This is a genomic window from Sphaerisporangium sp. NPDC088356, assembly GCF_040685555.1.
GTDB lineage: Bacteria > Actinomycetota > Actinomycetes > Streptosporangiales > Streptosporangiaceae > Sphaerisporangium.
Map to the genome: position 1 here is coordinate 36,948 of NZ_JBFBIK010000002.1, position 26,874 is coordinate 63,821.

Consider the following 26,874-nt stretch of genomic DNA (forward strand, 5'->3'; position numbering starts at 1 on the left):
TAGTCCACAACTTGTGGATGGATTCGACGTGCTATTGGACGACACTCCCGACGATCCCGGCCTTGTCCGTCTCGACCTGCCGCCGGGAAGCTCGGTCCTGGACGCCACCGAGGCGCTGGAGTCCCTCCTGGCCGACGACGCCTCGATCGAGTACGCCGTCCTCGTGGTGGGAGACCAGGTCGCCGGTGTCTCCAGCCGGTCCCGACTCGTACGCCTCGGCTCGGCGGTGCTGCGATCGCTTGGAGACGGCGCGGGCGCGACGCTTCCCGGCGAGTCGCTCCGCTACCGGATCATCCGCTTCGCCTGCGCGACGTGCGGCTCGGCGACGCGACGGGTCCACCTCGATCCCCGCATGACGCCCACGTGCCCTCAGGGGCACGGGCCGATGGAGACGCGCAGGTGAGCCTGGACGCGCTGGCCAAGCCCGGCATCTCCGGAGGACGGTTCCTCCTGGTCGACTACCTGCCCACCTATGCGGCCTCCCTCATGGTCCTGGTGCTGGTGTGGGCGGGCGCGCCCGGCCGCCCGGTCGACTTCGGGCGCGCCTGGCGTACGGCCGCGGGACTCCGGACCGGTGAGGTGGTGCTGCTCGGGGTCGCGATCACGCTGCTCGCCGTCCTCGGCACCCCGTTGCAGCTGGCGCTGGTCCGCCTGCTGGAGGGCGAATGGCCGCCGGCCGGCCTGGCCAGGCGCTCTCGTGCGAGGCAGGGACGCCTCCGGGCACGGCTGGCCTCCGCGGAGGAACTACCCGAGAGCCAGGAGGGCACGGCCGAGGGACAGGCGGGCACGGTCGAAGGTCAGGAGGGCACGGCCGAGGGACCGGCGGCGGGAGCCGAGACGTATGTGGCGGAAGCCGGGATCCAGGCCGCCGGGGTGGCCGGCACCCGGCTACGGCGGCTGTACCCGCCCGCGGAGCTGCTGCGGCCGACCGCACTCGGGAATGTCCTGGCGGCCACAGAGTCCCAGGCCGGCGAGCCGTACGGGCTCGACGCCGTGGTGGCGTGGCCGCGCCTCTATCCGCTCCTCGGCGAGAACGTCAAGGCCGTCGTCGACGACCGGCGCGACATCCTGGACACCTCCGCCCGCCTGTCGGTGACGATGGCCGCGACCGCGGTGGTGGCGGGCGCGCTGCTGGCCCGCTCGGGATGGTGGCTGCTGCTGGCCTTGGTGCCGCTGGTGATCGCCCGAGTGGCGTACGTGGGGGCCGTCCACGCCGCCGTCGCCTACGGGGAGGCCGTGCGGGCCGCCATCGACCTCCACCGCTTCACGCTCGTCGACGCCCTGCGCCTCCCGCTCCCCCGCGACCCGGACGACGAGCACCGTCGCAACACCTACCTGTGCGACCTGTGGCGCCAGGGCATCCCCATGCCGCCGGAACCGTACCGCCACCCGTCGCCGCCGGACGACGCCCGTACCTCGCATGTGGACAGGCGGCCACCCCGGCGGCGCTAGTCGTTCTCCCGTGCCGGTCACGTTCATTCAGTGTGCGCCGCGGTGTCGGTGGGCTTGCCCTCCGGAACCTCGTCGTGTTCCGGCGCTGGCCGCGGAAGTTCGGACGCGTCGTGGATCGCGGGCCGCGGCCTCACGAGCAAGCGCCCCGGGAAATGACTGTGGGCACCCGCCGTCAAGTGGAGAGTGCCCAGGTCATCGGTCAAAGCGTGGTGCGCCGCCAGGGACTCGAACCCCGGACCCGCTGATTAAGAGTCAGCTGCTCTAACCAACTGAGCTAGCGGCGCGTGACTACGGTGACTTTAGCAGTCCTGGCCTGGCTCCGCACATCCACAGTGGTGATGCGGGGCTTTCAGGTGGTTCTCCGTGAGGCCTTCCGTACGGAGGCCTCCGGGTGTCAGCCGTTGGCGAGGACCACAGGGGCCGGGGGCTTGGCGGGGTTCTTGTCGACGACGCCCCACGCGCCGTTGGAGAACGGGACCGGGTAGTTCTTCTTGCCCACGCCGTTGCCCCACTTGGTGATGACGTAGTCGACCTTGATGTGGCCGGCGTCGAAACCGGTCACCACCAGGGAGGAGTTGTTGAAGGTGCCGCCGGTCAGCTCCGCGAAGGTCTTCCCGTCGATGTCCAGCATGACGCCGCTCTCGGACGGGATGCCCGGGCCTCGGTCACCGATGAAGAAGGGGGCCTTCTTGTCCTTGTAGAGGACGTACCCCTCGGTTCCGAGCGGCCAGCTGGGGCTGGCGAACAGGCCCTTCTGCATGGGCTTGCCGATGGCCGGCAGTCCCGTGTCACCCATACGGCCGGAGGAGTCGTCCCAGAAGTACGACGCCTTGGTCGAGCCCTTGAGCAGCATCGGCTTCGAGGCCTGGGTTTGAACGGGGGTCAGGGGCTTGTCATCGGCGTGGGCTGTGCTGGTGGCGCAGACGGCGGTCGCGCATGCGAGGGCGACTCCGGCGAAGCCTGACGTCCATCGACATTTGGGGGTGTTCTTGAAAAAAGGCATGGAGGATAGGATCTTTCGTCAGAAGACAAGGGGACCCGCGCTCCGAGAGTCAAGATTTCGGTGCGGGGGGTGGAAAGCGCTCTCAGGATGCGAGCGAGACCACAGGGGTCGATCGCGGCGCTGAGCGCGCGTCCGTATTCGTCCGTTAGCGACGGCGGATTGCCATCATGTGTCACAGAGGGATCGCTCGGTGCACGGCTGCTAGCAGCCGACTCGCCCGCCGCTTCTGACGGCGAGATCCGGGTCTAGGGTTGCCCGGCGGACTGACTGCGCGGAGTGAGGTGCTCCACTCGGGTCTCCTCTCCAATCACGTCTACCGGGTTAGCTGACGGGTTCGGGCTTGGAGTCGCCCTACCGCTTGCGCGGATTCACCCCGAAGAACTTGGGTCCCCGGTTCCCCTGGGCCTGATGGGCCTTGGAGATTCGACACTTGAGGCGGCGGCCTTCGGCTGAAGACCAGGTCACCACCCCTTTCGTGGTTGAAACCTTACCCACCAAGTCAGGACAAAGCAAACGAAATCACTACAAAGCATTATAAGATCTACCTTCGCACCACAAACCCCCACACTTCGGACATTAGGGTCCATGGCGAGTTCAGCGTAGGGGCCGGCGGGGAGATCAATGTGACGCCTGTGACTGCTGATGAACATGGCACACGAATGGCATGAAAAAGCGCACGCCCGTACGTCGAGACGGGCGTGCGCGAAGGGTGGGAAGTGCCGCGCGGGCGCGGCGAGGGGGTCGACGGTCAAGAGCCTGGAGACATGAATCGGGGCCGGACAGTCCCCCGCCTGCCCGGCCCCGATCTACACGGTCCAGCGCCGATGCCTTCCCCCAAACGCACCGGGCGGTCCCGCTGTACGGACGCGGTCCCCCACCGCGTCCTTCTGGCAAAAAGCTCTGCGGCGCCCTCTCGGGCGGCTGGTCGCATCCCTCTTGACCTGCCTTAACACTACATACCGGGGCCTGAGCTACTCGTCATCCCCGGGTATAGATTCGGTCTAAGTCGCTCGGATGACCGGGTACGGCCGGACCCGCCGGGCCAGGCGGCTATTCGGGCAGTTCGACCTTGACCTCGGTGCCCTTTTCGAGGGAGCGGCTGACCGTGCAGTGCCGCTCGTGGACCCGGTGGGCCACGGCGCGGAAGACCTCGTCCGCCTCCGCGTCGCCCTCGGGCAGCTCGACGTCGTACGTGATCGTGACCGGGCCGAGCAGCGTGGGCTCGGCCTTCTCCGCCTGGACCGTCATCGCCAGCCGTACGAGCCTGTGCCCGCGCTGGGCGGTGAGCGGCTCGACGGTCACGATGTTGCAGCCTCCGACCGCGGCGAGCAGCAGCTCCACGGGGGTGAAGACCCCCTCCTGGTCGCCGCTGCCCATCGCGACCTCCGCTCCGCGCGCGTTGCGCGCCACGAAGCCGTCGTCAGTACGCTCCACATTTACCGATGCCATGCTCTGGAGCCTAGAGCCGGCCGTGAACGCTCAGGCGTCGGGGTGCTCGGAAAGGTAGGCGATGTAGACCGGGCGCAGCGCCTCGCCCAGCTCGCCCTCACCGGAGGCCATCGCGTCGCTGAGAAGCGCCGAGACCCGGCTGAGGTCGTTGGCCGTCTCGTCCGAGTGACCGCTCGCGGCCTCGGCCGCCGGGATCACCTTCAGCAGTTCCCACAGGAAGCCGAAGTCGCCGTGCGCCACCGCGTAGCGCACCGCCCTGTCGTGGAGCTCCTTGGGCGTCAGCGACTGCAGCTCGTCCTGGTCCATTACGGCTCACCCCCTTTTATGGCCCTTTCCCCGTGATCAGGGGGATATGCACATCAGGCCAGCCGGACGATCATCTTGCCGAGGTTCTCCCCGCGGAGCATGCCGATGAAGGCGTCCGGAGCGTTCTCCAGCCCTTCCACGACGGTCTCCTCGTAGGTGATCCTGCCTTCCTGGAGCCACGCGCCGACCTCCCTCATCATTTCGGGCATCCGGTCGGCGTGGTCCCCGACGATGAAGCCACGCAGCGTGAGCCGCTTGCCGACGACCTGGAAGAGGTTGCGCGGCCCGCAGACCGGTTCTGCCTCGTTGTAGACGGAGATCGCCCCGCACATCGCGGTGCGCCCGTACCGGCGGAACACCTCGATGGCCGCCTCCAGATGCTCGCCGCCGACGTTGTCGAAGTAGACGTCGATGCCGTCGGGGGCCGCCCGCCTGAGCTGCTCGGCCACCGGCCCGTCCTGCTTGTAGTCGAACGCGTCGTCGAAGCCGAGCTTCTCGACCACGTAGGCGACCTTGGCGGGGGAACCGGCGCTGCCGACGACCCGGGAGGCGCCCTTGAGGCGGGCGATCTGCCCGGCCAGGCTGCCGACCGCGCCCGCGGCCCCCGACACGAACACCGCGTCGCCCTTCTTGAAGGCCGCGATGTCGAGCAGGCCCACGTACGCGGTCAGGCCCGGCATGCCGAGCACGCCGAGGTAGGCGGACAGCGGCACGCCGGGCAGGGGCGTGATCCGGCGCGCCTCCGACGCGTCCATCACGGCGTGCTCGCGCCAGCCGTAGTCGTGCAGGACGATGTCGCCGACCTGGAACTCCGGAGCGAGGCTCTCGACCACCTCCCCGATCGCGCCGCCGCGCAACGGCTGGCCCACCTCGAAGGGCGGTACGTACGACTCGCCCTCGTTCATCCGGCCGCGCATGTACGGGTCGACCGACATGTAAAGGTTCCGCACCAGTATCTGCCCCTCGCGCAGCGGCGGGAGCTCCAGCTCGACCAGCTCGAAATTGTCCTTTGTCGGCCATCCGACGGGCCGTGACCGCAGCGTGATCGCGCGTGTCATGGTCTACCCCCTTCGATCCTCAATGCGCCACCCCTCCAGCGAACACCGCACGCCCGAACGATCTTTCACCGGCCCCGGAACCGGGGGCCCGGGGCCTTCCGGCCCTACCGCTCCCCCGCGCACCCGTGCGAACATCGTGAACGTGAAGATCATCGTCAAGATCCTTGTCGTCGCGGCGGCGCTCTGGGCGGCCACGCGCCTGATTCCGGGGATCACCGTCTCCGGGGCCACCACGGCGAAGTCCGCGGGCACCCTCATCGCCGTCGCCCTCATCTTCGGCATCGTGAACGCCGTGCTCAAGCCGATCATCAAGACCTTCGGCTGCGCCTTCTACGTGCTGACGCTCGGCCTCTTCGCGCTGATCGTGAACGCCGTGCTGCTGCTGCTGACGAGCTGGATCGCCGAGCAGCTCAAGCTGCCGTTCCACGTGAGCGGATTCTGGGCCGCCTTCCTGGGGGCGATCCTCGTCGGCCTCATCACCTGGATACTCGACATGCTCCTCGGCCTCAACGAGGACTGACCGGGGACTCACACAGGACCGGGCGGAGAGCCGTCACGAGGGCCGGCACGCGCCGACGGATCCCCGCTCGTGCAGTTCGGGCGCCTGGATGATCCTGCGCCTGCGGTTCTGCCCGTCCGCCGCCGCGACCACCAGCCGTACGGCGGCGCGCACGATGCCGTCGATGTCCCAGTTGACGGTGGTCAGGCCGGGGGTGAGCAGCCCGGACATCGGGTGGTCGTCGTAGCCCATGACCGAGATGTCGTCGGGGATACGCAGCCCCAGCTCGGCCGCCGCCGCGTACACGCCGTAGGCGATGGAGTCGGAGAAGCAGAAGGCCGCGCTGGGCCTGGCCTCGCCGCGGAGCAGTGAGCACGCCACCTTGGTGGTGGCGGCCAGCCCGTGGGGGGCGGTCACGACGTCGATATCGAGCCCGAGGCGCTCGGCCTCGGCGGTCACGTGGACATCGGCGGGCCGGTCGGGGGTGCTGGACCATGTCGGGGTCAGGACGGCCACGCGGCGGTGGCCCTTCTCCCTGAGGTATTCGAGGGCCAGGGTGACGCCCCTGCGGTTGTCGAAGACCACCTCCCCCGCCGTGCGCGCGTCGACCAGGGCGTCGCCGATGGAGACCACCGGCAGCGTCTCGGCGAGCTGCGCCCACAGCGGCGCGGCCGGGTCGACCGGCTGCACGATCAGGCCGTCGACCCGCTGGTCGCGGAGCTGGCGCGCCAGGGTGCGCTCACGCCCGGGGTCGCCCGCCGCGTCGAGGATGAGCGCGTACCGATCTTTCTCGCGCAGGGCCCGCCCGATGCCGAACGCCAGCGACTGCTGCCAGAGGTCCTCCAGCGACCCGCAGAGCAGGCCGATCATGCCGGTGCGCCCGCTCGCCAGGGCGCGGGCGATGGGGTCGGCCTCGTACCCCAGCTCGGCGGCGGCCTGGCGTACCCGCTCGATGGTCTCCTCGGACACCTGCATGCCGCGCAGCGCGTAGGAGACGGCCGCGGGGGACAGGCCTGTCGCCTGGGCCACCTCGCGGATCGTCGTCCGTTTGCGTGGCTGGGAGCGCGGCATCAAGCCAGCCTATGCCGAATCGCCTCATCACGAAGGGCCCTGCCATCTCGGTCTCTGGACAGAGTGTTGACGGCGGCGAGGTGAAGCGGTTCACTGAAGCGAATCAGTGAACCGTTTCACGGGACGTACCCAGACATACCCGATAATGTCGATAGGAATTGTCGGGTACAGTGGTCTCAGGAGGTGACAGCGGTGAGCATCGATGTGCACCAGCACATTTGGACGCCAGGTTTCGTCGACGCGCTACGGGCGCGCGGCGAGCCGCCGTTCCTCGATGACTGGACGCTGTTCCTCGACGGCGAGGAGCCCTTCGCGGCGAACCCCCTCGACCACGACCTCGGCCACCGGCTGGCGTTCAACCGCGAGCACGCCATCGACCTGGCCCTGGTGTCGCTGTCGAGCCCGCTCGGCATCGAGCACCTGCCGCCCGCCGACGCCTGGCCGCTGCTCAACGCCTACCACGAGGGCGCGCTCGACCTGCCCGCGTCCTTCGGTTCCTGGGCCTCCACCTGCGTCTCCGAGATCGACCCGGCGCGCACCGCCAAGGTGCTGGACGGCGGCTTCGCCGGTCTCCAGTTGCCCGCGACCACCCTGCTCGACGCCGAGGGCTTCGCGCGGGTCGCGCCCCTGCTCGACCTGCTTGAGGAGCGCGACCGGCCGCTGTTCGTCCACCCGGGCCCGGCAGGGGCGCCGGACGGCCCCGCGTGGTGGCCGGCGGTCGTCTCGTACGTCCAGCAGATGCACGCCGCCTGGTACGCCTTCCAGGCGTTCGGCCGCCCGCGGCACCCTCGGCTCCGCGTCTGCTTCGCGCTGCTCGGCGGCCTCGCACCCCTGCACGTGGAGCGCTTCATCGCCCGAGGCGGCTCCACCCGGGGCGTCGTCGATCCGAACGCGTTCCTTGAGACCTCGTCCTACGGCCACAAGGCCATCGACGCGATCAGCCGGGTGCTCGGCATCGAGGTCGTCGTCCTCGGTTCGGACGCCCCGTACGCGTCACCCCCCGAAGCCATGCTCGGCGAGGCCGCCACACACCAGATATCGGTGACCAATCCGATGCGCCTGCTAAATATGGAAGGAGTTGTGCCCAGATGAGCTGGGAGTCATTGCCTGACCGATTTCTCGACAAGCGCGAGCTGCGCGATCTCGTCGAAGAACTGGCGGAGCGACCTGAGCTCTGGTCGCACCACGTCACGTTCGGCGAGGCCGGAGAGGCCCGCCACTACGCCTCCCTCTATAGGGACTCCTACGTCGACGTGTGGCTCATCTGTTGGCGCCCGGACGACGACACCGGATGGCACGACCACGACGTGTCCTCCGGCGCCCTGAGGGTCGTGGCGGGCACGCTCAAGGAGTCGAACCCCCGCATCGGGGGCGCGCACCTGGAGACTCTCCTGTCCGAGGGCGAGTCGATCTCGTTCGGGCCCGACCACATCCACCGGGTGAACGGCCACGCGGAGACCAGCGTGTCGATCCACGCCTATTCTCCCCCGCTGTGGCGCCTCGGCCAGTACTCGATCAGCGATGAGGGCGTCATGCGCCGTGTCTCTCTCAGCTACGCGGACGAGCTGCGCCAGACGGAGGCCGAGGCGCTCGTCTGACCCTCGGTCCTGAGCCCGTCACGGGTACGCCTCGCGACATCGGGGTCGTCGGTGAACACGCCGTCGACCCCGAGCTCGTACAGCATCCTGAGCCAGCCGGCCACGTCGCCGTGCGCGCTCGCGTACCCGGGGGCCGCCGGGTCGCCCACGCGGAAGTCGGCGGGGAGCTGCGAGTTCTCCGGGCGGACCGTCCAGACGTGAACGGCCAGGCCCTCACGATGGGCGTCCGCGACCAGCGTGGTCGGAGCCCCGAGGGTGTCATCCGCGTCCATCGGCACCACCAGGCGGGTGGAGGCGCCGATGCCGTCGGCGTACGAGGCGATCTCGCGCAGCCCCTCGGGCGTCGCCAGATCGCGGTAGGTGCGCGGATCCCCCGCGACGACCAGGTCCTCGGGAGCCCCTGAGGACTCCAGGAGCTGGATGAGCCGCAGCCGCGTCCTGCCGTGCAGCGCCTTCAGGCCGGCCGTCTCGAAGGACTGGATGAACACGGGGTCGGACCGCTCGCGCCAGCCGTACCGGTCAAGCGTCGCGAGCATCGGCCCCTCCAGGGGGAGCCCGATGGAGGCGAAGTAGCCCGGGTGCTTGGTCTCGGGGTAGAGGCCGACGCCGGTCCGGCGGGCGAGGGCGGCGATCTCGTCGAACGTCGCGATGCCGGCCAGGCCGTCGAAGGCGGCGCTGCCGGGACGCAGCCCGGGCAGGCGCTCCACCGCCCTCAGCGTGCGCAGCTCTTCCAGGGTGAAGTCCTCGGTGAACCACCCGGTCAGCCTGCGCCCGTCGATCACCTTGGTGGTCCTGCGCGTGGCGAACTCCGGATGCGTGGCGACGTCGGTCGTGTGGGAGATCTCGTTCTCGTGCCGCGCGACGAGCACGTGGTCCCTGGTCGAGACCAGGTCCGGCTCGATGAAGTCGGCGCCCATCCGGATGGCGGTCTCGTAGGAGAGCAGGGTGTGCTCCGGCCGGTACGCGCAGGCGCCCCGGTGCCCGATGACGATCGGGCGGGGGCCGGGCCCGCCGGCGCCGTGCGCGGCGGAGACGGCGGTCATTCCGCCCGGCAGCAGGGACACCACACCGGCCAGTACCCACGGAAAGACGATCACCGGTCGATATTAGGCCTGGTCAAATACCCATCCTCCGTCGACACGCAGAGGGCTCCCGTGACCGGGTGCCCGCCGGGTCACGCCTCGGCGGGCACGGGACGCCCGGCGAGGACGCCGAAGCCGAGCTGGACGCCGCAGACGAGCAGGCCGGTCACCAGCGGCAGCGTCCAGCCGCCGGAGAGCTGGTGGAGCAGCCCGATGAGGAAGGGACCGAGGGCCGCGAGCAGGTAGCCGGACGACTGCGCCACCGCCGACAGCGCGGTGACCGAGGCGGGGTCGGGCGCCCGCAGGGCGATGATCAGCAGGGCGAGCGCGATCGAGGCTCCCTGGCCGACCCCGAGCACGATCATCCACAGCCACGGCAACGTGATCGGGGCGAACAGCACGCCGAGATACCCGGCGACGGTCAGTAGCGCGGCCACCACGATGTGCGGCACCTGCGACCGGGCGCCTCCCGCGTGCACCGGCACCGTGAGCGTGGCGGCGATCTGCGCGAGGTTGGTCAGCGCCAGCAGGTAGCCGGCCTGGTCGGCGGGGAGCCCCGCGTCACGGAAGATCGTCGGCAGCCAGGCCAGCATGATGTAGAACGTCAGCGACTGGAAGCCCATGAAGGCCATGACGTACCAGGTCACGCGCCTGCGCAGCAGCATGGCGTACGGCCTGTGCCCGCCGCCGTCCCGGTCGCGACGGTGCCGCCGCAGGGCCTGCGGCGCCCACAGCGCCGCCGCCGCCAGTGCCAGGACCGCCACGGATCCGGCCGCCGCGCGCCAGCCGTACCCCTCCTCGATGGGCACCATGATCGCCGACGCCGTGGCCGCGCCCGTCACCAGGCCCGAGACGTAGACGCCGGTGAAGAGCCCGACGCGGTGGGGAAAATGCTGTTTCACCACGCCGGGCATGACCACGTTCATGATGGCGATGGCCGTGCCCGCGACGGCGGACCCGGCGTACAGCGCGACGAGGCCGCCCACCCCGCGCAGGACGACCCCCGCGGCGAGGATGAGCAGGCCTATCAGCAGCGTGCGATCGAGGCCGAGGCGCGTCGCCAGGACTGGCGCGACCGGGGCGAGCAGGCCGAGGCAGACCACCATGACGGTGGTGATCGCCCCGCCCGCCGCGGGGCTCAGCGAGACGTCGTCCATGATCTCGCTGAGCAGCGGCGACACCCCGGCGAGGGCGGGCCGCAGGTTGAGCGAGGCCAGCACGAATCCCGCGATCAGCAGTAGCTGTCCCCGGCCGAGCCATGCGGGGTCGGTTCCGGTGCCGGTCGCGGGGGTGAGGGGGTGCGCGGGTCCCGGTTCGGGCTCGGGGTCCGTGGTGGAACTGGTCATCGGCCCGGGAGCCTACCGGTGGCCATCAGAAGGGGTATCGGGCGATGTCGCCCTGCATGGTCACCCACTGCGTGTCGGTGAACGCCTCGATGTTGGCCCTGGTGCCGCCGAACCTCGATCCGGTGCCGGAGGCCCCGACCCCGCCGAAGGGCGCGACCGCCTCGTCGTCCACGGTCTGGTCGTTGATGTGGACGATGCCGCTGGGGATGAGGTCGGCCAGGGCCAGCCCCTTCATGGCGTCCCCCGTCAGGATGCCGAGCGACAGGCCGTACTCGCTGTCGGCCGCCAGGGAGGCCGCCTCCTCCGGAGACGAGAACCCCATGACCGGGGCGACCGGCCCGAAGACCTCCTCCGCGTACGCGGGCGCGGACGGCGTCAGGTCGGTCAGCACGGTCGGGCGGTAGAACAGGCCCTCGTACGTGCCGCCGGCCGCGAGCCGGGCCCCGCTGTCGAGGCTCCCGGTGACCAGCGCGTGGACCTTGTCCCGCTGGCGCTCGTCGATGAGCGGGCCGAGGGCGACCTCCTGGGTGGCGGGGTCGCCGACCGGCATGTGGTCGGCCTTGGCGGCGAGCCGCTCGACGTACTCGTCCTTGATCGACGAGTGGACCAGGTGCCGTCCCGCGGTCATGCAGATCTGGCCCTGGTGGAAGAACGATCCCCAGGCCCCCGCCGAGACGGCGAGGTCGAGGTCGGCGTCGTCGAGGACGATCAGCGCGGAGTTGCCGCCGAGCTCCAGGTGGACGCGCTTGAGGTGCCGGGCGGCGAGCTCTCCCACCTTGCGCCCCGCCGCCGTGGAGCCGGTGAACGAGATGACGCGGATGCGGGGGTCGGCGACCATCGCCTCCCCGGTCTCCGCGCCGCCGGGGAGCATGTGCAGCAGGCCGGCGGGCAGCCCCGCCTCCTCGAACACGCGGGCGACCGCCACGCCGCCGCAGACGGCGGTGCGCGGGTCGGGTTTGAACACCACCGCGTTGCCGAGGGCCAGCGCGGGCGCGACGGACCGGATGCCGAGGATCAGCGGCGCGTTGAACGGCGAGATGACCCCGACGACCCCGACCGGCACGCGGCGGGCGAGGCTGAGGCGCTTCTTGGCGGTCGGCAGGATCTCGCCGGGCGGCTGGGAGGCCAGGGCCGCGGCCTCGTAGCACTCCTGCGCGGCGACGTAGGTCTCGAAGCCCGCCTTGCCGGGGATCGAACCGGACTCGCGGATCAGCCACCCCTGGATGTCGGCGGCGTGCTCCTCGAACAAGCGGCCCGCCCTGCGCAGGACGCCCGCGCGCTCCTCGAACGAGGCGGCGGCCCACTCGCGCTGGGCCTTGGCCGCCTGTGCGGACGCGGCGGTGACGTCCGCGGGACCGGCGACACCGGCCCGGCCGATCTCGTGCCCGGTGGCGGGCGCGATCACCGGGGCGTCACCGGCCCGCGACGGCTCCCAGCCGTTGCCGCCGAACACCGATCCGGACCAGACCTTGGGATCGAGAAAGTCCACGACGAATCCCCTTTCTATGGTGCTGTGCCGCCCGCCGGGGCTCACCGGGCGTCCTTCGCCACGACGGCCGGGGACGGCCAGGTCCTCCGGCTCGGCGCGGGTCTGCGCGTCGACGGCCGCGAACGGCTCGTCCATGAGCAGCACCTCCGGCGTTCGCTATGCGAACGGGCGTTCTTCACAAGAACGTTCTACGGCAAACTACGCCCGCGGGTACGTCGCGTCAACGCCCGTGAAACACCCTGGTTACCCGCGGCTTGACTGGTCCGCTTTAGCATAAGTACCGTCCAAGTCAGAACTTCTGTTCGCGAACCGAACACTCGGGGAGGTGGGCGTGGCCGAGCTGGTTCCGCTCTCAGAGGCGGTCGAGCGGCTCGTGCGCGACGGCGACAGCGTGGCGCTGGAGGGGTTCACCCATCTCATCCCGTTCGCGGCGGCGCACGAGATCATCCGCCAGGGGCGCCAGGATCTCACCCTCATCAGGATGACACCCGACCTGGTCTACGACCAGATGATCGGCATGGGCTGCGCCAGGAAGCTCATCTTCTCCTGGGGCGGCAATCCCGGGGTCGGCTCACTTCACCGCTTCCGTGAAGCCGTGCAGAACCATTCCCTGGAGATCGAGGAGCACAGCCACGCGGGCATGGCCAACGCCTACGTCGCGGGCGCCTCGGGGTTGCCCTTCGCGGTGCTGCGCGGCTACCGGGGCACCGACCTGCCCGGCGTGACGGCAACGATCAAGCCGATCACCTGCCCGTTCACCGGCGAGGAGCTCACGGCCGTGCCCGCCGTCAACCCCGACGCGGGCGTCATCCACGCCCAGCGGGCCGACCGGCGGGGCAACGTGCAGCTCTGGGGCATCACCGGCATCCAGAAGGAGGTCGTGCTCGCCTCACGCCGCTCGCTGGTCACGGTCGAGGAGGTCGTCGACTCGCTCGACCCGGTGCCGGGCGCGATCGTGCTCCCCTCGTGGGCCGTCGAGTACGTGTCCGTCGCCCCCGGCGGGTCCCATCCGTCGTACACCCAGGGCTACTCGGTCCGCGACAACGACTTCTACTCCGCCTGGGACGCCATCAGCCGCGACCGCGAGACCTTCATGTCCTGGATGGAGGACCACGTCATGTCCACAAGGGCCCCCCGATGAGCTGGACCGCCGACGAGATGATGACGATCGCGGCCGCCCGGCGGCTGCGCGACGGCCAGTCCTGCTTCGTCGGCATCGGGCTGCCCAGCACGGCCGCCAACCTGGCCCGCAGGACCCACGCCCCCGAGCTCACGCTGATCTACGAGTCCGGCACCATCGGCGCCAAGCCCGGCCACCTGCCGCTGTCCATCGGCGACGGCGTCCTGGCCGAGACCGCCGACACGGTCGTCAGCGTCCCTGAGGTGTTCAACTACTGGCTCCAGCCGGGCCGCATCGACGTCGGCTTCCTCGGCGCCGCCCAGATCGACAGGTACGGCAACATCAACACCACGGTGATCGGCGACTACGACGACCCGAAGGTACGCCTGCCGGGCGCGGGGGGCGCTCCGGAGATCGCGGCGTCCTGCGGCGAGGTGATCGTGATCGTGCGGCAGAGCCGGCGCGCGTTCGTCGACCGCGTCGACTTCATCACCTCAGTGGGCTTCGGGTCGGGAGCGGGCGACCGTGCCCGGCTCGGCCTGCGCGGGCGGGGTCCCCGCACGGTCATCACCGATCTCGGGATCCTTGAGCCCGACCCGGCCACCGAGGAGCTGCGGCTCACGCGCCTGCATCCCGGAGTCGATCTCGACAGGGTCCGCGAGGCCACCGGCTGGCCGATCGCCATCAGCCCCGACCTGGACGTCTCCCCGCCGCCCACCGACCACGAGCTGGCGACACTGCGGGCGATGACATGATCAACCGCGAACCTCCGGGCGCTGCCGGCACAGCCGATCACTGCCGGCACAGCCGATCACTGCTGGTATAACGGTCACCGCGAAAGGGGACTGACCATGGCGGAGGAGTACGTCCAGTCGCTGGCCCGTGGGCTGGCGGTGATCCGGGCCTTCGACGCCGCGACCCCGGAGCTCACGCTCAGCGAGGTCGCCCGCGCCACCGGGCTCACCCGCGCCGCCGCCCGCAGGTTCCTGCTCACCCTGGTCGAGCTGGGGTACGTCCGCACCGACGGCCGCCTGTTCGCCCTGTCACCCCGGGTGCTGGAGCTGGGCTACTCCTACCTGTCCAGCCTGTCCCTTCCCGAGGTCGCCCTCCCTCACCTCGAACGGCTGGTCGCCGAGGTCCACGAGTCCGCCTCCGTCTGCGTGCTCGACGTCCCGGACATCGTGTACGTCGCGCGGGTGCCCACCACCCGCATCATGCGGGTGACGATCAGCATCGGCACGCGCTTCCCGGCGCACTGCACCTCAATGGGCCGCGTGCTCCTCGCCTGGCTGCCGCCCGCCGACCTGGAGGCGTACCTCGCCGAGGTCAAGCTGGAGCGGCACACCGCCCGAACGGTCACCTCGCGGGGCGCGCTCAGCGGCGAGCTTGAGCGGGTGAGGGCCCAGGGCTGGTCCATGGTCGACCAGGAGCTGGAGGAGGGCCTGCGGTCGATCGCCGCACCCATCCGGGGCCGTGGCGGGCAGGTGGTGGCGGCCGTCAACCTCTCCTCCCACGCGAGCCGCACCAGCACCGAGTCCGCCCGCCGCGACCTGCTGCCGCCGCTGCTGGCCACGGCCGCCCGCATCGAGGCCGACCTGCACACCACCACCGGCACCCACCGCACAGCCCTGCCCGCCACCTGAGCCCAGCCCATACGCTGACACCCGGGTACGCGTCCTCCCCCCACGGCGCCCTGGCCACCGTCTCCGGCGGTTGATCGGGTGACAACGTTGTCACACCCCGTTGAAATGCGGGATGATGCGGACCGTGGCAGAGACCAGACGCGGGCGGCCCACGATGAACGACGTCGCCGCCACGGCAGGGGTCGCGCTCAAAACCGTCTCCCGCGTGGTCAACGACGAGCCGGGAGTCAACGCGGCGACCGCCGCGCGGGTGCGGCAGGCCATCGAGCTTCTCGGCTACCGCCGCAACGACGGCGCCCGCGTCCTTCGCCGGGGGCGCACGGCGAGCATCGGCCTCATCATCGAGGACGTCGCCGACCCGTTCTACTCCGGGCTGAGCCGCGCGGTCGAGGACGTCGCGATCCGCAACGGCTCGCTGGTCTTCACCGGCTCATCCGGGGAGGATCCCGGGCGCGAGCGCGAACTGGTCCTGGCCTTCTGCGCCCGCCGGGTGGACGGGCTGGTCATCGTGCCCGCCGGATCGGACCACGGCTACCTCGCCCCCGAGCTGAGCGCCGGGATCCGCGCCGTCTTCGCCGACCGCCCCGCCGGTCCCGGGCTGGACGTCGACACCGTGCTGTGCGACAACGCCGGCGGCGCGCGATCGGGGGTGGCGCACCTCATCGCGCACGGCCACCGGCGCATCGGGTTCCTCGGCGACAGCGCCCGCATCTACACCGCCGGCGAACGCCTGCGCGGCTACCGTGAGGCCCTGGAGACGGCCGGCCTGCCGTACGACGGGTCGCTGGTCGCCATGGGTGCCCCCGAGCAGCGGCGCATCCACGCGGACATCGAACGCATGATGGACCAGGCCGACCCGCCCACGGCCCTGTTCACCGGCAACGGCCGCACCACCGTCGCGACCCTGCGGGCCCTGGAAGCCCTCAACGCCCAAGGCCTGGGCGCCGCATCTCCCGCGCGCATCGCGATCTCTCCCGCGCGCATCGCGATCGTGGGCTTCGACGACTTCGAGCTGGCCGACTTCCTCACCCCGTCCGTCACCGTGATCGCCCAGGACCCGGCCGGGCTCGGCCGTACGGCCGCCGAGCTGCTCTTCCGCCGCCTCGCCGGCGACGACGGCCCCGCCGAAGGCATCAAGCTCCCCACCCGCCTCATCCCCCGAGGCTCCGGCGAGCTCCCCCCACACCGCTGATCACGCGGCGAGCGAGCTGGTGAGGGTCTCCCGCAGGCGCTCGTACTCCTCCACTTCCGCGGGAGAAGCCGTCCCCCGAAGGACGGCTCGTTCCAGCTCGGTGAGCCTTCGCCGCATCTCCTCGGCGTGGTTGGAGTAGGGCGAGTCCATGCCGAACAGGTCAGTGAGAAGCGCGTCGTCGCCACTGCCGTAGACCACGCGCTCGTACAGATCGTCGTCGACGACGCGAGGAGGCACATGTTCGTCCACCCCAGGAAGCCGGATCAGACCTCCGGGATCGGCGCTCTGGCAGATGTAAGGGCTGTGCGTGGTCACAATGAATTGGATCGCCGGGAAATGCTCCTTGAGCCACTCACCGATCTTCTTCTGCCAGCTGACATGCAGGTGGACGTCGATCTCGTCGATGAGGACCACTCCCGGCATCGGGACCACGTACGTGTCGGAGAGCGTGGTGGTCATTTCGGTGCCGAAAACCTGGTGGAGCTGGCGGGTCAGAACAAGCACCAGTGCTGTGACAGTCCTGTACCCATCGCTCATCTCACGAAGAGAGATGAGCTCCCCGTCCCTCCTGGCCCACAGTCCCTCACTGTCGACCCGGTCGATCTGGAAACCATCCGGCAGCAGCCCGTCGTTGAGCAGGCCCGTGACGAAGTTCAGCAGGTCGGCGGCGCCTTCGCGCTGCTCCAGCCGGCGTAGATGCAGGTCGACGAGCCAGCTCACACTCTCAGCCAGGGAAGCGTCCTCGTGGAACAAACTGGCCAGACGCGACACGGGCCCGGTGCTTACCATGAGGCGCTGCGTGTCGGATGAGCCACCGACCAGGCGACGGAAAGACCCGTACCCGGCGAAGAACCAACCTTGCGGATTGTCCGCCCACGGACCTCGAAGGGCGGTGGCTCCATAAGCCCGCATAGTCGGCTGGGTCCCGTAGTGCCCTGACTCATCGATGAGCTCGCGGCTCCAGGTCAGCCCCGCGGACAGCCTGCTACCAGGCGGCCGGCGCCGCGTACGGCCCGTGAGCCTGTCCGTCTCCGCGTCGAAGACCATCTGGACCTGGGATGTGCCTTGGGTGGCCTGGTGGGAGATCCAGCCGTCAAAGGCGGGTACGAGGCTCCGGGCCACCGAAGGCCCGGCAAGAGCGAGGGCGAGGGCGCGCAGCAAAGTGGTCTTGCCGGAGCCGTTGCGCCCCGCGAGAACGGTCCAACCGGCGTGGCTGCCATCTGGCCTGGTCAGCCGCAGATTCGCCGCGCGCGGACCAGAGAAGCCGCGCACGCCTGCGACTTCGAACTCGGCGATGTGCACCGTCGACTCCAACCCGTGATCGCTGCCTTCCTGCCTGCTGCAACGATAAGACGTAGAAGGTCACCACAGCACCCGGCCACCTGGCACGACCGGCCGGTACTTGGCGCGGCCGGCCGGTACGTGCTCACGGCCTTCGTCTGTAGAAGACGGTCGCCGGCACCCCCGGCATTCTTCGGCAGATGAGGGTGCCGCCTCGCCGTCCTCCCAGATTCCGGCTACTCCGAGATCTTCAGCCCGTCACTCAGGCTGGTCATTCCATCGCCTTCTTCACTCCGCCGAGGAAAGTGCGCCACCCATCGGAAGTGACGATAACCGAGGGACCGCCCGGGTCTTTGCTGTCCCGCACCCCCACCACCCCAGGAAGGTTCGTCGCCACTTCGACGCAAGCTGCCCCGTTCGATCCGGACCGGCTTGACTTACGCCATTTGGCGTCGCTCAGGTCCACTTCGCCCTCGCTTCCTCGATGATCCCTTTAGACACACGCTGCGGATGAGCATCGGCGCGAATCGCGTCATAGCGACCCATAATCGGCTTAACGACTTCTGGATTATCCGTCACTTCGCCCTGCCCTGACGAGTCCACCCAGACGATAGTCCGGTAACCGGGCAGTTCGGCTGCTCCAAACGCGCCCAGCAGCCCGCAGGTCGACTCCGCTGCGAAGGGTACGACCTGGACGGTCACCCTGGGATCTTGTGCGACCTCCAGAAGGTACTCCAGTTGTTGCCGCATGACCGCCGAGCCACCGATTGACCGGTAGAGGACTCCCTCGTCGATGACGACGGAAACCATAGGAGGGCTGTCTCGGTTAAGCACTGCTTTTCGCTGCATACGGGTTACGAGACGCTGTTCCACCAGGTCCGCTGCGACTCCTGGCTCTCCTGACAGGACGTGCCGAGCATACGGCTCGATCTGGAACAGGCCGGGAAGCACGAGGGGATCCCAGCTGCGAATCGCCGTGGCCTCCTGTTCGGCGTCCAGGTACTCGCGGAACCAGCGGGGAGCCGACTCCTTCCATCGATCGACCATCAACCAGAGGCTCGTCATCGTTTTGTCGAGGCCGAGAACCTGGTCACAGCGTTCCGCGAAAATCCTCTCGGGTTTGCGCTCACCCCGTTCGACCATGCCGACCATGCTGGTGGAAAACAAAATCCTTTTGCCCAACTGGTTCTGTGTCAGCCTGGCGGCCAGACGATGCCTACGCACCTCGAAGCCGAAGAGCGCCAGCGGGGAAGCCTCTGGATTCAACTCCACTGGCTGCGGCATGGATCCTCCCCTGAACAGGATTAACCCCGGGTAGCTCGCGGTAGCCATCAGCATCACACTCGAAGAGTGCTAGCGATGAGTTACCAGATGACTTCACACAGTAGCGCAGGCTGGCCAAGCTGGAGAGGCGAAAACTCCTTCTGGCACGCAGGCTCCGGTGGACCGGATGACACTCCCCCAGCAGTTCGGGCTCTCTTCGTGTCACTCCGCACCGCGAAAGAGGTGAGGTGGAAATGACGGTGGACAAGCTGTCGGGGTCCCTGGAATTGGTCGGGACGGGCGCTTCCGTGGCGGTGGCGCGAGCGTTCGTACGGGGGACGTTGGGCTTGGGGCACCCGGCGCTGGACGATGTGACGCTTCTGGTTTCGGAGTTGACGACAAACGCCGTGCTGCACTCGGATTCGCGGGACGGCGGGCCGGTGAGCATCACGCTGCTGGAATGCGATCAGGCCATCCGGCTGACGGTGAGGGATGCCGGTTCGGACTCCCGGCCCCGCGTCTCCGGTGACCTCTGCGGCGAGGGCGGTCGCGGCCTGTTCCTCGTCGAGGAGATCTCTCAGCGCTGGGGGGTCGACGAGGATGAGACCGGGCGGGTCGTCTGGTGCGAAGTCAAAGTGTGATCACCTGCGAACCGATGGGTCGGGAGCGGAACAGAACGATCACGGTGTCAGGCGTTCGCGGCCGAGTTGCTCGTTCCGTAACCTTCGCGGGTGGAACGGATTCTTGTGGCGGGCATCAGCGGGGCGGGGAAGACCACCATGGCGCGGGCCTTGTCGGCACGGCTTCGGCTGCCGTTCTACGAGATGGACTCCCTTCACTTCACCGGTCCCGACTGGGCGACAAATCCCGACTTTCACCAGCAGATCGCGAAGATCGCTTCCACCCCCGGCTGGGTCTTCGACTCCTTCGGCTATCCCGAGGTCCGCGATCTGCTGTGGACGCGCGCCGACACCGTGGTCTGGCTCGACTACTCGCGAGCCGTGATCATGCCCCGCATCCTGCGCCGGTCGTTGCGCCGGACCCTGCGCCGCGAGCGGATCTTCGGCGGCAACGTGGAAACCTGGTCCGGCTGGCTCAGCCGTGAACACCCCGCGAGGTGGGCGTGGTCCCAGCACGCCGCCAGGCGCACGGCGATCGGACAGCGCACCGGCGATCCCCGCTTCCAGCACGTCCAGGTCATACGGTTCACATCGCCCCGCAGTGCGGCCGAGTGGCTGCGAGCCACCTGAGCCACGCGAACGGCAGATCTCCGGGTGGCAGAGCTGGAGGCGCACTTCGACCACGAGGAGCGGTAGCTCGTCTCCGCGCTGAACGCCCTTTAGCGGCGCCGCCGACTTGACCTGAACCTTGGTTGAGGTTCAAGACTGCTCTCCACGGGACATCGTCGTACCAGGAGAGTGGCAGTCATGCGGGTAGCACAGGTGAAGCGTTTTGGAGGGCCCGAGGTTCTGGAGACGACCGAGGTGCCCGACCCGGTCGCCGGGCCGGGAGAAGTCGTGATCGACGTATCGGTCGCCGACACGCTGTTCGTCGAGACGCAGATCCGCACGGGCTGGGGCCGGCAGTTCTTCTCGGCCGAGCCGCCGTACGTGCCGGGCGGCGGCGTCGGCGGGCAGGTGCTGGCCGTGGGCGAGGGGGTCGACCGGGGCTGGCTCGGTCGCAGCGTCGTGGCCAAAACGGGCGGCGGCGGGGGCTACGCCGAGCAGGCCGTGGTGCCGATGGAGGCGCTGATCCCGCTGCCCGAGGGGCTCGGCCTGGCAGAGGCGGCCGCGCTGCTCGCCGACGGGGTGACAGGACTCGGCGTGTTCGGCGCGGCCGAGGTCAAGCCCGGCGAGTGGGTACTGGTCACGGCGGCGGCGGGCGGCATGGGGATCCTGCTCGTACAGCTCGCGCGCGCGGCCGGCGCGCGGGTCGCCGCCGCCGCCCGCGGGGAGCGGAAGCTCGACTTCGCCCGTGAGCTGGGCGCCGAGATCGCGGTCGACTACACCGAACCGGGCTGGGCCGAGCGGGTCCGGGACGCGACCGGCGGCGCGGGGCCCGACGTGGTGTTCGACGGCGCGGGCGGGGAGGCCGGGCTGGCCGCGTTCGAGATCACCGCGAGCGGGGGCCGGTTCTCCGCGCACGGCGCACCCAGCGGCGGCTTCAGCCCGATCGACCCCGAGGCCGCACGGGGGCGCGGCATCACCCTGCGGGGCATCCAGGACGTGCGGTTCACCTCCGCCGAGCAGAAGGGGCTGGCCGAGCGGGCGCTGGCGGAGGCGGCGGCGGGCCGGATCAAGCCGGTCATCGGCAAGACTTTCCCCCTGGACCGGGCCTCGGACGCGCACGCCGCGATCGAGGCCCGCGAGGTCATCGGAAAGACCCTCCTGCTGGTGTGACCCCACCCGGCCCGGGCCCCACCACTGCTCTACGGGCCGGGAGCCACCCCCGTCTGGAGGGAATCCGGCTGCGCGCGGGGCGGCGCCGGATGGATGGGGTGGCGTTCCGGGCGCAGGTGCCGTACGAGGGCGAGAGCGCCAAGGAGGCCGCCCGCTCCGGTCAGCGCGATGGCGAGGTGCGCGGGGACCATCTCGGCGAGCAGGCCGGCCAGCGCCGCGCCCATCCCCTGGGTCGTCATCTGTCCCGAGGTCAGCAGGCCGAACGCCTGGCCACGTTCGTCCTCGGGGACCGCGTCGACGAACCTGCGCTGAAGGCCCAGGTTGTAGGCGAGGCAGAGCCCCGTGAGCACGGCGAGCGCCAGGCACCAGGCCAGGCCGGGCCGGGCGGCGAACCCGATCATCGGCGCCCCGGCCGCCAGGGCGAGCGGGAAGGACATGCGCTCGCGCAGCGCGGGGGCGGCGAACCTGCCGACGACGAAGTCCCCGGCCGCCATCCCCGCCGCGAACGCCGCGAGAACCAGGCCGGCCTGCGACGGCTCCCCGCGCTCGCTGAGGTAGGGCACCACGACGGCCTCGGCGCCGGCCACGAACATCATGGGAACCCACGCCGCGAGCAGCAGCCCGCGGACGCGTCGGTCGGCGAGCAGCAGCCCGCGGACGCGTCGGTCGGCGAGCAGCAGCCGGTTGACCCGCAGCGTCGCCCGTACGGGGTTCCTCGCCCGCACGGCTTCCCGTGCCGGCGCCTGGTCACGCGGCGCCTGCGCTCCTGGCGGGGTCGCGTCGCGTACCAGGGACGCTCGCGCGGGGCGGTCGGGCAGTCCGAGCCTGAGGACGAGCGCGCCGACGGCCGACAGGGCCGCGGTGATCAGCAGCGCTCCCCCCGGCCCGGCGACCGTGAGGACGGCGCCGCCCACCGCGAGGCCGCCGATCTGCGCCCCCGCCGAGGTGACCGTCAGGACGGACCTGCCGAGTACGAACGCGTCGCCCGGCAGCAGTTCGGGAAGCGTCGCGGTCCGCGCGGCCCCGAAGACCGGGCTCAGCGCCCCGGTGACCACGACGAGAAGCAGCATGGCCCAGACAGGCAGCCCCGCGAACCCCAGGGCCACGCAGACGGCGACGCGGACGAGCTCGCCCACGATCATCAACCGCCGGGGACGCACGCGGTCGGCGAGCGAGAGCAGGAACGTTCCGCCGATGACATAAGGCAGGAAACCGCTCATGTAGGCGAGCGCGGACAGCCCCGCCGAGCCGGTGCGCCCGTACACGAGCACGGAGAACGCGAGCATCTTGACCGTGTCGCCCGCCACCAGCAGTGTGAAGCTGCCGAAGAGCACGCGGAACTCTTGCACCGCGAACACCTCACCGAACGTCGCCTGACGCGCAGATCCCTCACTCACACCGGCCACCTCCTCTTCGGGGACGATGCTGGGCCAGCGGCCGGGAGCTTGGCTAAGATTTCGGAAATAGGCGAAAGGTTAGTCGCATGGGCGGGAACCCTTGGCGAGGCTGATCCGTATCGAGGTCAGCCCGCAGGATGTCGTGGCCAGCCGGTTCGCCATCTCACCGCTGATCGAGACCCTGCACGCCCTGTGGATCCTGTCAGGCAACCAGCAGGCGGGCGTGCACCGGCCGTGGGCCGACCGGAGGCGTGAGCAGTACGGGCGGCTGGTGCGGGAGATGCCCGGCCTCGCGGCCCTGGTGGCGCTGTTCCGGCGCGGAGACTACAACGCGGACTTCATCGCCCCGCCGCCGACCGGGGTGAACGTCGCCTTCGGGGACGAGCTGGCCGCGGTGCGCGCGACGCCCCTCGCGCAGGCCCGTGACGAGATCGCCAGGAACCTGCGCGGCAGGCGGCCACCGCCGCCGGACCTCATGGCGATCCTGGACCGGCCGGACGTGGTCGAGGTGTTCGCGCACGTGCTGGACGCCGCCTGGAAGGAGATCATCCAGCCCGACTGGTCACGGTTCCACGCGATCCTCGAACGCGACGTCGTGCAGCGCGCGGGACGCCTCGCGACGTACGGCTGGGCGGCGGCGCTCGACGACCTCAGCCCCCGGGTCGGCTGGCGTTCGGATGGCCGGTTCGGTCATGTCGAGGTGCGCATGGCGGGCCCCGGAGACGACGAGAGGCACCGGCTCGGCGGCCGGGGGCTCCTGCTCGTGCCGAGCGTCTTCGGCCCGAGCGAGGTGGGCGTCTACCTGGAGGACGCGTGGCCGTACGCGATCGTCTATCCCGCCCGGGGGATCGCCGTGGAGCAGCGGCCCTCGACGGGGCTCGCGAAGCTCATCGGGAAGACGCGGGCGACGATCCTGCTGCGTACCCCGGCCACCACCACTCAGCTCGCCGCGCTGCTGGAGCTGAGCATCGGCGGGACCGGCGACCACGTGGCCGCGCTCCGCGAGGCGGGGCTGATCACCGGCACCCGCGTGGGCCGCTCGGTCCTGTACCACCGGACGCCGCTCGGCGACGCGCTGGCCGGCGGCGGCTGACGCCCCGCCGGCCCTCGCGGAAGTCAGCCCTTCAGCGCGCCCGCCATGAGGCCGCGCATGAAGAACCGTCCGAGCAGCACGTAGACCACCATCGTGGGGATCGAGGCGAGGATCGCCGCCGACATCTGCTGGCTGTACGGGACGGTCTGCGCGCCCGCGATGTTGACCAGCATCACGGTCGTCGTCCAGGACGTCGGCCCGGTGAGGAACACCGCGAACAGGAAGTCGTTCCACATCGAGGTGAACTGCCAGATGATCACGACGGCGACCGCGGGGCCGGAGACGGGCATCACGATCGACCAGAAGCTCCGCAGCATCCCCGCGCCGTCGACCCTGGCCGCTTCCATCAGCTCGTCGGGGATCGTCACGTAGTAGTTGCGGAAGATCAGCGTGCAGATCGGGATGCCGTAGACCACGTGGGCGAGGATCAGTCCGGGGATGCCGCCGTACACGCCCAGGTCCACCATGAGCTGGACGAGCGGGATCATCACCCCCTGGTAGGGGATGAACATGCCGAACAGGAACAGCGTGAACACCAGATCGGCGCCGGGGAAGCGCCACTTCGACAGGACGAACCCGTTCATCGCGCCCAGCGCGGCCGAGATGATCGACCCCGGGATCGCCAGCAGGAAGCTGTTGGCGATGCCCGGCTTCAGCTTGTCCCAGGCCACCTGCCAGGCCTCGGTCGTCCAGACCTTGGGCAGGCTCCAGGCCTGGCTCGGGTCCGCCTCGGTCAGCGGCTTGAAGCTGGTGACCAGCAGGACGTAGATCGGGATCAGGAAGACCAGGACGAAGCCGATCAGCAACACGAACCGCACGTAGACCGGCCAGCGCGCCTGCTGGGCGACCGGCGGGGCCTCGTGCCCGGCCCTGGGCGGGGCCTCGACGGCCGTGCTCATGATCGCTTCTCCCTACGGGCGTTCCAGACCAGGTACGGCACGACGAAAACGGCGACCGTCAGCACGATGTACGCGGCGATGGTCGCGCCCTTGGCCGGGTCGTGGGCGTCGAACACGGCGACCCACATGAAGACGGCGGGCACGTCGGTGATGATCTGCTTGCCGGACACCGAGACGATCAGGTCGAAGACCTTGAGCGAGATGTGCCCGAGGATGATCAGCGCTGAAAGGGTGACCGGCCGCAGGAAGGGGAACACGATGTGCCGGTAGACCTGCCATTCCTTGCAGCCGTCCACCCGCGCGGCCTCGCGCAGTTCCTCGGGAACGCCGCGGAACCCTGCCAGGTACAGCGCCATGACATATCCCGACATTTGCCAGATTGCTGGGATGGCCATCGCCGCCATTCCCCAGTCCTGGCCCCGGTACCACTCGTTCTGCAGGAACCCGAGGCCGAGGCCGTCGAAGAGCCGGTTCAGGCCGACGGCCTGGGCGTCCTGGCCGCTGTTCATCAGCCAGCGCCACACGACTCCGGTGGCGACGAAGGAGATGGCCATCGGGAACAGGTAGATGGCCCGGAAGCCGCCCTCACCCCTGATCCCCTTCTCCATGAGGAAGGCGAGGAGCCAGCCGAGGACCAGCGCGCCTCCCACGAAGACCAGCGTGAAGACGATCGCGTGCCGGACCGAGATGCCCCAGCGCTCCTGCTCCCAGATGGAGAAGAAGTTCGTGAGGCCCACGAACTCGCCCTCGGAGATCTCGTCATGCTGGTCGGTCATCGCCAGCTTGAAGTTCCATCCGAGCATTCCGTACACGAAGACCGCTATCGCGATGATCGACGGCGTCACCAGGAGCAGGCCTGGCAGCCATCTTTTGACGCGCGACACAGATACCCCCAGTGAAGGCCCGCCCCCGCGACGTGCGGGCACGGGCCGTACGAGATCAGCTCACTGATTGTTGGCCGTGGCGGCCTCGACCAGCGCCGCCTGGAGCTTGGCCGGGTCCTTGCTCTGCAGGAACAGGCCGACCGCCTCGGTGATGGCCGTCTTCCAGGCGTCGTTGGCGACAACACCGTGCTGGATCGAACCCGCCAGCTTGTCGTTCGCCCACTGGCCGAGGTCCCACTCCAGGTAGTCCTTGTAGAGCGACTTGTCGGCGTCCTTGCGAGCCGGGATGGAGCCCTTCTTGGGGTTGAAGGCGTCCTGGCCCTCCTTGCTCGCCGCGACCTTGAGCCACGCCAGAGCGCCGTCCTTGTTCGGAGCGCCCTTGGGGAGGGTGAAGCTGTCGGACAGCCACAGGAACGTGCCGTCGGTGCCCGGCGAAGCCGCCCAGTCGAAGTCCCGCTTGGACGTCTTGCCGAGGCCGCCGTCCGGGGAGTTGTGGAAGTAGCCGTACGCCCAGTCGCCCATGATGTTGAAGGCGGCGGCACCGTCGGCGACCTGCTTGGCGGCGGGCTGCCAGTCGTCCTGCGGCGCGCCGGTGAACGACATGATCGTGCCGAAGTCGTTGAGCGCCTTGGTGACGGCGGGGCCCGACCAGTCCGCGCCCTTGACCCACAGCGCGTTGTAGGCGTCCGTGCCGAGGGAGCCGAGCAGCACGCTCTCCAGCAGGTGGACGGCCGTCCACTCCGAGCCGATCGACAGCGGGATCTTCCCGGTCTTCTTGACGGCCTGGAGGTCGGTGATGAACTCCTCGATCGTCTTCGGCGCTCCGGCCACGCCCGCGTCCTTCAGGACCTTCGGGTTGAACCACAGGACGTTGGAGCGGTGGATGTTCACCGGCACCGAGTAGACGTTGCCCTCGTAGGTGATCTGGTCCACCAGCTGCTGCGGGAAGACGTCCTTGAGCTTGAGCTCGTCATAGAGGGAGTTCAGCGGTTCGAGCTTGCCGCCCTTGATGTAGCCCTGCAGCTCGGCGCCGGCGTGTCCCTGGAAGGTGTCCGGGGGCTGGTTGGCCTGGAGCTTGCTGGAGAGCAGCGCCCGCGCCTTGTCACCCGAACCGCCCGCGACGGCGGCGTCGAAGAACGTGAGGTTGGGGTTCTGCTTCTCGAAGATCTCCCGCATGGCCTTGAGGCCGTCGGCCTCGCCGGGGCCCGTCCACCACGAAAAGACCTCGACCTGCTTCTTCGCCGTCTGCCCGCCGGTGCCGTTCGCGTCACCACCACCGCCACACGCGGAGAGGGAGAGAACGCCTGCCACGGTGACCGCGACGGCCGACATCCACCGTCGTCGCATTCT

Annotated in this window: 28 protein-coding genes, 1 tRNA gene and 1 riboswitch; of the genes, 13 read left to right on the forward strand and 16 right to left on the reverse strand. The window is 69.7% G+C overall.

Annotated elements, in window-relative coordinates; genetic code table 11:
- Nucleotides 1-28: 28 nt before the first annotated feature.
- Nucleotides 29-403 carry a hypothetical protein gene (locus AB0O34_RS01350; RefSeq protein WP_363911326.1) on the forward strand — a complete coding sequence of 125 codons (375 nt, stop codon included), beginning with the start codon at nt 29-31 and terminating at the stop codon, nt 401-403.
- Nucleotides 400-1,452, forward strand: coding sequence for a hypothetical protein (locus AB0O34_RS01355; RefSeq protein ID WP_363911328.1), 1,053 nt, complete (start codon nt 400-402; stop codon nt 1,450-1,452). The genes AB0O34_RS01350 and AB0O34_RS01355 overlap by 4 nt, the downstream gene beginning before the upstream one ends.
- Before the next feature lie 207 nt (nt 1,453-1,659).
- Here AB0O34_RS01355 and AB0O34_RS01360 read toward each other — a convergent pair.
- From AB0O34_RS01360 to AB0O34_RS01380, 5 genes are all read right to left on the reverse strand, one after another.
- Nucleotides 1,660-1,736 (reverse strand) — tRNA-Lys (locus AB0O34_RS01360).
- A gap of 110 nt (nt 1,737-1,846) precedes the next feature.
- Complete coding sequence (locus AB0O34_RS01365) at nt 1,847-2,455, reverse strand: hypothetical protein (protein WP_363911330.1); 609 nt, start codon at nt 2,453-2,455, stop codon at nt 1,847-1,849.
- A gap of 294 nt (nt 2,456-2,749) precedes the next feature.
- A riboswitch (cyclic di-AMP (ydaO/yuaA leader) is annotated at nt 2,750-2,894 on the reverse strand.
- A gap of 611 nt (nt 2,895-3,505) precedes the next feature.
- The gene (locus tag AB0O34_RS01370; protein ID WP_363911332.1) at nt 3,506-3,904 is read right to left on the reverse strand and encodes an OsmC family protein; all 399 of its coding nucleotides are present in this window, start codon (nt 3,902-3,904) and stop codon (nt 3,506-3,508) included.
- 30 nt (nt 3,905-3,934) lie between these two features.
- Complete coding sequence (locus AB0O34_RS01375) at nt 3,935-4,210, reverse strand: hypothetical protein (RefSeq protein ID WP_363911334.1); 276 nt, start codon at nt 4,208-4,210, stop codon at nt 3,935-3,937.
- Between the two features lie 53 nt (nt 4,211-4,263).
- On the reverse strand, nt 4,264-5,268 hold the full coding sequence (locus tag AB0O34_RS01380) for an NADP-dependent oxidoreductase (RefSeq protein WP_363911336.1): 1,005 nt from the start codon (nt 5,266-5,268) through the stop codon (nt 4,264-4,266).
- Between the two features lie 136 nt (nt 5,269-5,404).
- On the opposite strand from AB0O34_RS01380, the gene AB0O34_RS01385 reads away from it, so the two are divergent.
- Nucleotides 5,405-5,788 (forward strand): phage holin family protein, encoded by a 384-nt coding sequence (locus tag AB0O34_RS01385; RefSeq protein WP_363911338.1) that lies wholly within the window; start codon nt 5,405-5,407, stop codon nt 5,786-5,788.
- A gap of 33 nt (nt 5,789-5,821) precedes the next feature.
- On the opposite strand, the gene AB0O34_RS01390 is transcribed toward AB0O34_RS01385, so the two are convergent.
- On the reverse strand, nt 5,822-6,838 hold the full coding sequence (locus AB0O34_RS01390) for a LacI family DNA-binding transcriptional regulator (protein WP_363911340.1): 1,017 nt from the start codon (nt 6,836-6,838) through the stop codon (nt 5,822-5,824).
- Between the two features lie 192 nt (nt 6,839-7,030).
- On the opposite strand from AB0O34_RS01390, the gene AB0O34_RS01395 reads away from it, so the two are divergent.
- Both AB0O34_RS01395 and AB0O34_RS01400 read left to right on the forward strand, forming a co-directional pair.
- Complete coding sequence (locus AB0O34_RS01395) at nt 7,031-7,930, forward strand: amidohydrolase (RefSeq protein ID WP_363911342.1); 900 nt, start codon at nt 7,031-7,033, stop codon at nt 7,928-7,930.
- Entirely contained in the window at nt 7,927-8,436 is a 510-nt protein-coding gene (locus tag AB0O34_RS01400; RefSeq protein WP_363911344.1) for a cysteine dioxygenase family protein, read from the forward strand. The genes AB0O34_RS01395 and AB0O34_RS01400 overlap by 4 nt, the downstream gene beginning before the upstream one ends.
- Here AB0O34_RS01400 and AB0O34_RS01405 read toward each other — a convergent pair.
- The 3 genes from AB0O34_RS01405 to AB0O34_RS01415 form a co-directional block, all read right to left on the reverse strand.
- Nucleotides 8,391-9,533, reverse strand: a complete 1,143-nt coding sequence (locus tag AB0O34_RS01405) for a glycerophosphodiester phosphodiesterase (protein WP_363911346.1) — start codon at nt 9,531-9,533, stop codon at nt 8,391-8,393. The two genes, AB0O34_RS01400 and AB0O34_RS01405, sit on opposite strands and share 46 nt — an antisense overlap.
- A gap of 77 nt (nt 9,534-9,610) precedes the next feature.
- Nucleotides 9,611-10,864, reverse strand: coding sequence for an MFS transporter (locus AB0O34_RS01410; RefSeq protein WP_363911348.1), 1,254 nt, complete (start codon nt 10,862-10,864; stop codon nt 9,611-9,613).
- A gap of 25 nt (nt 10,865-10,889) precedes the next feature.
- A complete protein-coding gene (locus tag AB0O34_RS01415; RefSeq protein WP_363911350.1) occupies nt 10,890-12,488 on the reverse strand; it encodes a benzaldehyde dehydrogenase in 1,599 nt (532 codons plus the stop codon).
- 196 nt (nt 12,489-12,684) lie between these two features.
- Between AB0O34_RS01415 and AB0O34_RS01420 the strand changes: the two genes are divergently transcribed.
- From AB0O34_RS01420 to AB0O34_RS01435, 4 genes are all read left to right on the forward strand, one after another.
- A complete protein-coding gene (locus tag AB0O34_RS01420; protein ID WP_363911352.1) occupies nt 12,685-13,494 on the forward strand; it encodes a CoA-transferase in 810 nt (269 codons plus the stop codon).
- Nucleotides 13,491-14,228: a CoA-transferase subunit beta gene (locus AB0O34_RS01425; protein ID WP_363911354.1), complete on the forward strand. Its 738-nt coding sequence runs from the start codon at nt 13,491-13,493 to the stop codon at nt 14,226-14,228. The genes AB0O34_RS01420 and AB0O34_RS01425 overlap by 4 nt, the downstream gene beginning before the upstream one ends.
- Nucleotides 14,229-14,324: 96 nt before the next feature.
- Entirely contained in the window at nt 14,325-15,116 is a 792-nt protein-coding gene (locus AB0O34_RS01430; RefSeq protein WP_363911356.1) for an IclR family transcriptional regulator, read from the forward strand.
- Between the two features lie 115 nt (nt 15,117-15,231).
- Complete coding sequence (locus tag AB0O34_RS01435; RefSeq protein WP_363911358.1) at nt 15,232-16,308, forward strand: LacI family DNA-binding transcriptional regulator; 1,077 nt, start codon at nt 15,232-15,234, stop codon at nt 16,306-16,308.
- Here AB0O34_RS01435 and AB0O34_RS01440 read toward each other — a convergent pair whose 3' ends face one another.
- The 3 genes from AB0O34_RS01440 to AB0O34_RS01450 form a co-directional block, all read right to left on the reverse strand.
- Nucleotides 16,309-17,622, reverse strand: coding sequence for an AAA family ATPase (locus AB0O34_RS01440; RefSeq protein WP_363911360.1), 1,314 nt, complete (start codon nt 17,620-17,622; stop codon nt 16,309-16,311).
- 238 nt (nt 17,623-17,860) lie between these two features.
- Entirely contained in the window at nt 17,861-18,055 is a 195-nt protein-coding gene (locus AB0O34_RS01445; RefSeq protein ID WP_363911362.1) for a DUF397 domain-containing protein, read from the reverse strand.
- A complete protein-coding gene (locus tag AB0O34_RS01450) occupies nt 18,046-18,873 on the reverse strand; it encodes a helix-turn-helix transcriptional regulator (protein WP_363911364.1) in 828 nt (275 codons plus the stop codon). The genes AB0O34_RS01445 and AB0O34_RS01450 overlap by 10 nt, the downstream gene beginning before the upstream one ends.
- A 233-nt stretch (nt 18,874-19,106) precedes the next feature.
- On the opposite strand from AB0O34_RS01450, the gene AB0O34_RS01455 reads away from it, so the two are divergent.
- From AB0O34_RS01455 to AB0O34_RS01465, 3 genes are all read left to right on the forward strand, one after another.
- Nucleotides 19,107-19,493 carry an ATP-binding protein gene (locus AB0O34_RS01455; protein ID WP_363911366.1) on the forward strand — a complete coding sequence of 129 codons (387 nt, stop codon included), beginning with the start codon at nt 19,107-19,109 and terminating at the stop codon, nt 19,491-19,493.
- Nucleotides 19,494-19,583: 90 nt separating this feature from the next.
- Nucleotides 19,584-20,102: an AAA family ATPase gene (locus tag AB0O34_RS01460; protein WP_363911368.1), complete on the forward strand. Its 519-nt coding sequence runs from the start codon at nt 19,584-19,586 to the stop codon at nt 20,100-20,102.
- Nucleotides 20,103-20,279: 177 nt separating this feature from the next.
- On the forward strand, nt 20,280-21,251 hold the full coding sequence (locus AB0O34_RS01465) for a zinc-binding dehydrogenase (RefSeq protein WP_363911370.1): 972 nt from the start codon (nt 20,280-20,282) through the stop codon (nt 21,249-21,251).
- 29 nt (nt 21,252-21,280) lie between these two features.
- On the opposite strand, the gene AB0O34_RS01470 is transcribed toward AB0O34_RS01465, so the two are convergent.
- On the reverse strand, nt 21,281-22,648 hold the full coding sequence (locus AB0O34_RS01470) for an MFS transporter (RefSeq protein WP_363911372.1): 1,368 nt from the start codon (nt 22,646-22,648) through the stop codon (nt 21,281-21,283).
- A 100-nt stretch (nt 22,649-22,748) separates the two neighbouring features.
- Here AB0O34_RS01470 and AB0O34_RS01475 point away from each other — a divergent pair, with 100 nt between their 5' ends.
- Nucleotides 22,749-23,741 carry a DUF5937 family protein gene (locus AB0O34_RS01475; RefSeq protein ID WP_363911374.1) on the forward strand — a complete coding sequence of 331 codons (993 nt, stop codon included), beginning with the start codon at nt 22,749-22,751 and terminating at the stop codon, nt 23,739-23,741.
- Nucleotides 23,742-23,764: 23 nt separating this feature from the next.
- Here AB0O34_RS01475 and AB0O34_RS01480 read toward each other — a convergent pair whose 3' ends face one another.
- The 3 genes from AB0O34_RS01480 to AB0O34_RS01490 are packed head-to-tail and all read right to left on the reverse strand — an operon-like array spanning nt 23,765 to nt 26,871.
- On the reverse strand, nt 23,765-24,640 hold the full coding sequence (locus AB0O34_RS01480; RefSeq protein ID WP_363911376.1) for a carbohydrate ABC transporter permease: 876 nt from the start codon (nt 24,638-24,640) through the stop codon (nt 23,765-23,767).
- Nucleotides 24,637-25,524 (reverse strand): sugar ABC transporter permease, encoded by an 888-nt coding sequence (locus AB0O34_RS01485; RefSeq protein ID WP_363911378.1) that lies wholly within the window; start codon nt 25,522-25,524, stop codon nt 24,637-24,639. Before AB0O34_RS01485 ends, AB0O34_RS01480 begins: the two co-directional genes overlap by 4 nt.
- Before the next feature lie 60 nt (nt 25,525-25,584).
- A complete protein-coding gene (locus AB0O34_RS01490) occupies nt 25,585-26,871 on the reverse strand; it encodes an extracellular solute-binding protein (protein WP_363911380.1) in 1,287 nt (428 codons plus the stop codon).
- Between the last annotated feature and the right edge of the window lie 3 nt (nt 26,872-26,874).

Bases quoted from the DNA above. Each gene is read 5' to 3' on its own strand.
- AB0O34_RS01365 (WP_363911330.1), bottom strand. From the start codon at position 2,455: ATGCCTTTTTTCAAGAACACCCCCAAATGTCGATGGACGTCAGGCTTC.
- AB0O34_RS01370 (WP_363911332.1), bottom strand. From the start codon at position 3,904: ATGGCATCGGTAAATGTGGAGCGTACTGACGACGGCTTCGTGGCGCGC.
- AB0O34_RS01375 (WP_363911334.1), bottom strand. From the start codon at position 4,210: ATGGACCAGGACGAGCTGCAGTCGCTGACGCCCAAGGAGCTCCACGAC.
- AB0O34_RS01380 (WP_363911336.1), bottom strand. From the start codon at position 5,268: ATGACACGCGCGATCACGCTGCGGTCACGGCCCGTCGGATGGCCGACA.
- AB0O34_RS01390 (WP_363911340.1), bottom strand. From the start codon at position 6,838: ATGCCGCGCTCCCAGCCACGCAAACGGACGACGATCCGCGAGGTGGCC.
- AB0O34_RS01400 (WP_363911344.1), top strand. From the start codon at position 7,927: ATGAGCTGGGAGTCATTGCCTGACCGATTTCTCGACAAGCGCGAGCTG.
- AB0O34_RS01410 (WP_363911348.1), bottom strand. From the start codon at position 10,864: ATGACCAGTTCCACCACGGACCCCGAGCCCGAACCGGGACCCGCGCAC.
- AB0O34_RS01415 (WP_363911350.1), bottom strand. From the start codon at position 12,488: ATGGACGAGCCGTTCGCGGCCGTCGACGCGCAGACCCGCGCCGAGCCG.
- AB0O34_RS01425 (WP_363911354.1), top strand. From the start codon at position 13,491: ATGAGCTGGACCGCCGACGAGATGATGACGATCGCGGCCGCCCGGCGG.
- AB0O34_RS01430 (WP_363911356.1), top strand. From the start codon at position 14,325: ATGGCGGAGGAGTACGTCCAGTCGCTGGCCCGTGGGCTGGCGGTGATC.
- AB0O34_RS01435 (WP_363911358.1), top strand. From the start codon at position 15,232: ATGCGGACCGTGGCAGAGACCAGACGCGGGCGGCCCACGATGAACGAC.
- AB0O34_RS01450 (WP_363911364.1), bottom strand. From the start codon at position 18,873: ATGCCGCAGCCAGTGGAGTTGAATCCAGAGGCTTCCCCGCTGGCGCTC.
- AB0O34_RS01455 (WP_363911366.1), top strand. From the start codon at position 19,107: ATGACGGTGGACAAGCTGTCGGGGTCCCTGGAATTGGTCGGGACGGGC.
- AB0O34_RS01465 (WP_363911370.1), top strand. From the start codon at position 20,280: ATGCGGGTAGCACAGGTGAAGCGTTTTGGAGGGCCCGAGGTTCTGGAG.
- AB0O34_RS01480 (WP_363911376.1), bottom strand. From the start codon at position 24,640: ATGAGCACGGCCGTCGAGGCCCCGCCCAGGGCCGGGCACGAGGCCCCG.
- AB0O34_RS01490 (WP_363911380.1), bottom strand. From the start codon at position 26,871: ATGCGACGACGGTGGATGTCGGCCGTCGCGGTCACCGTGGCAGGCGTT.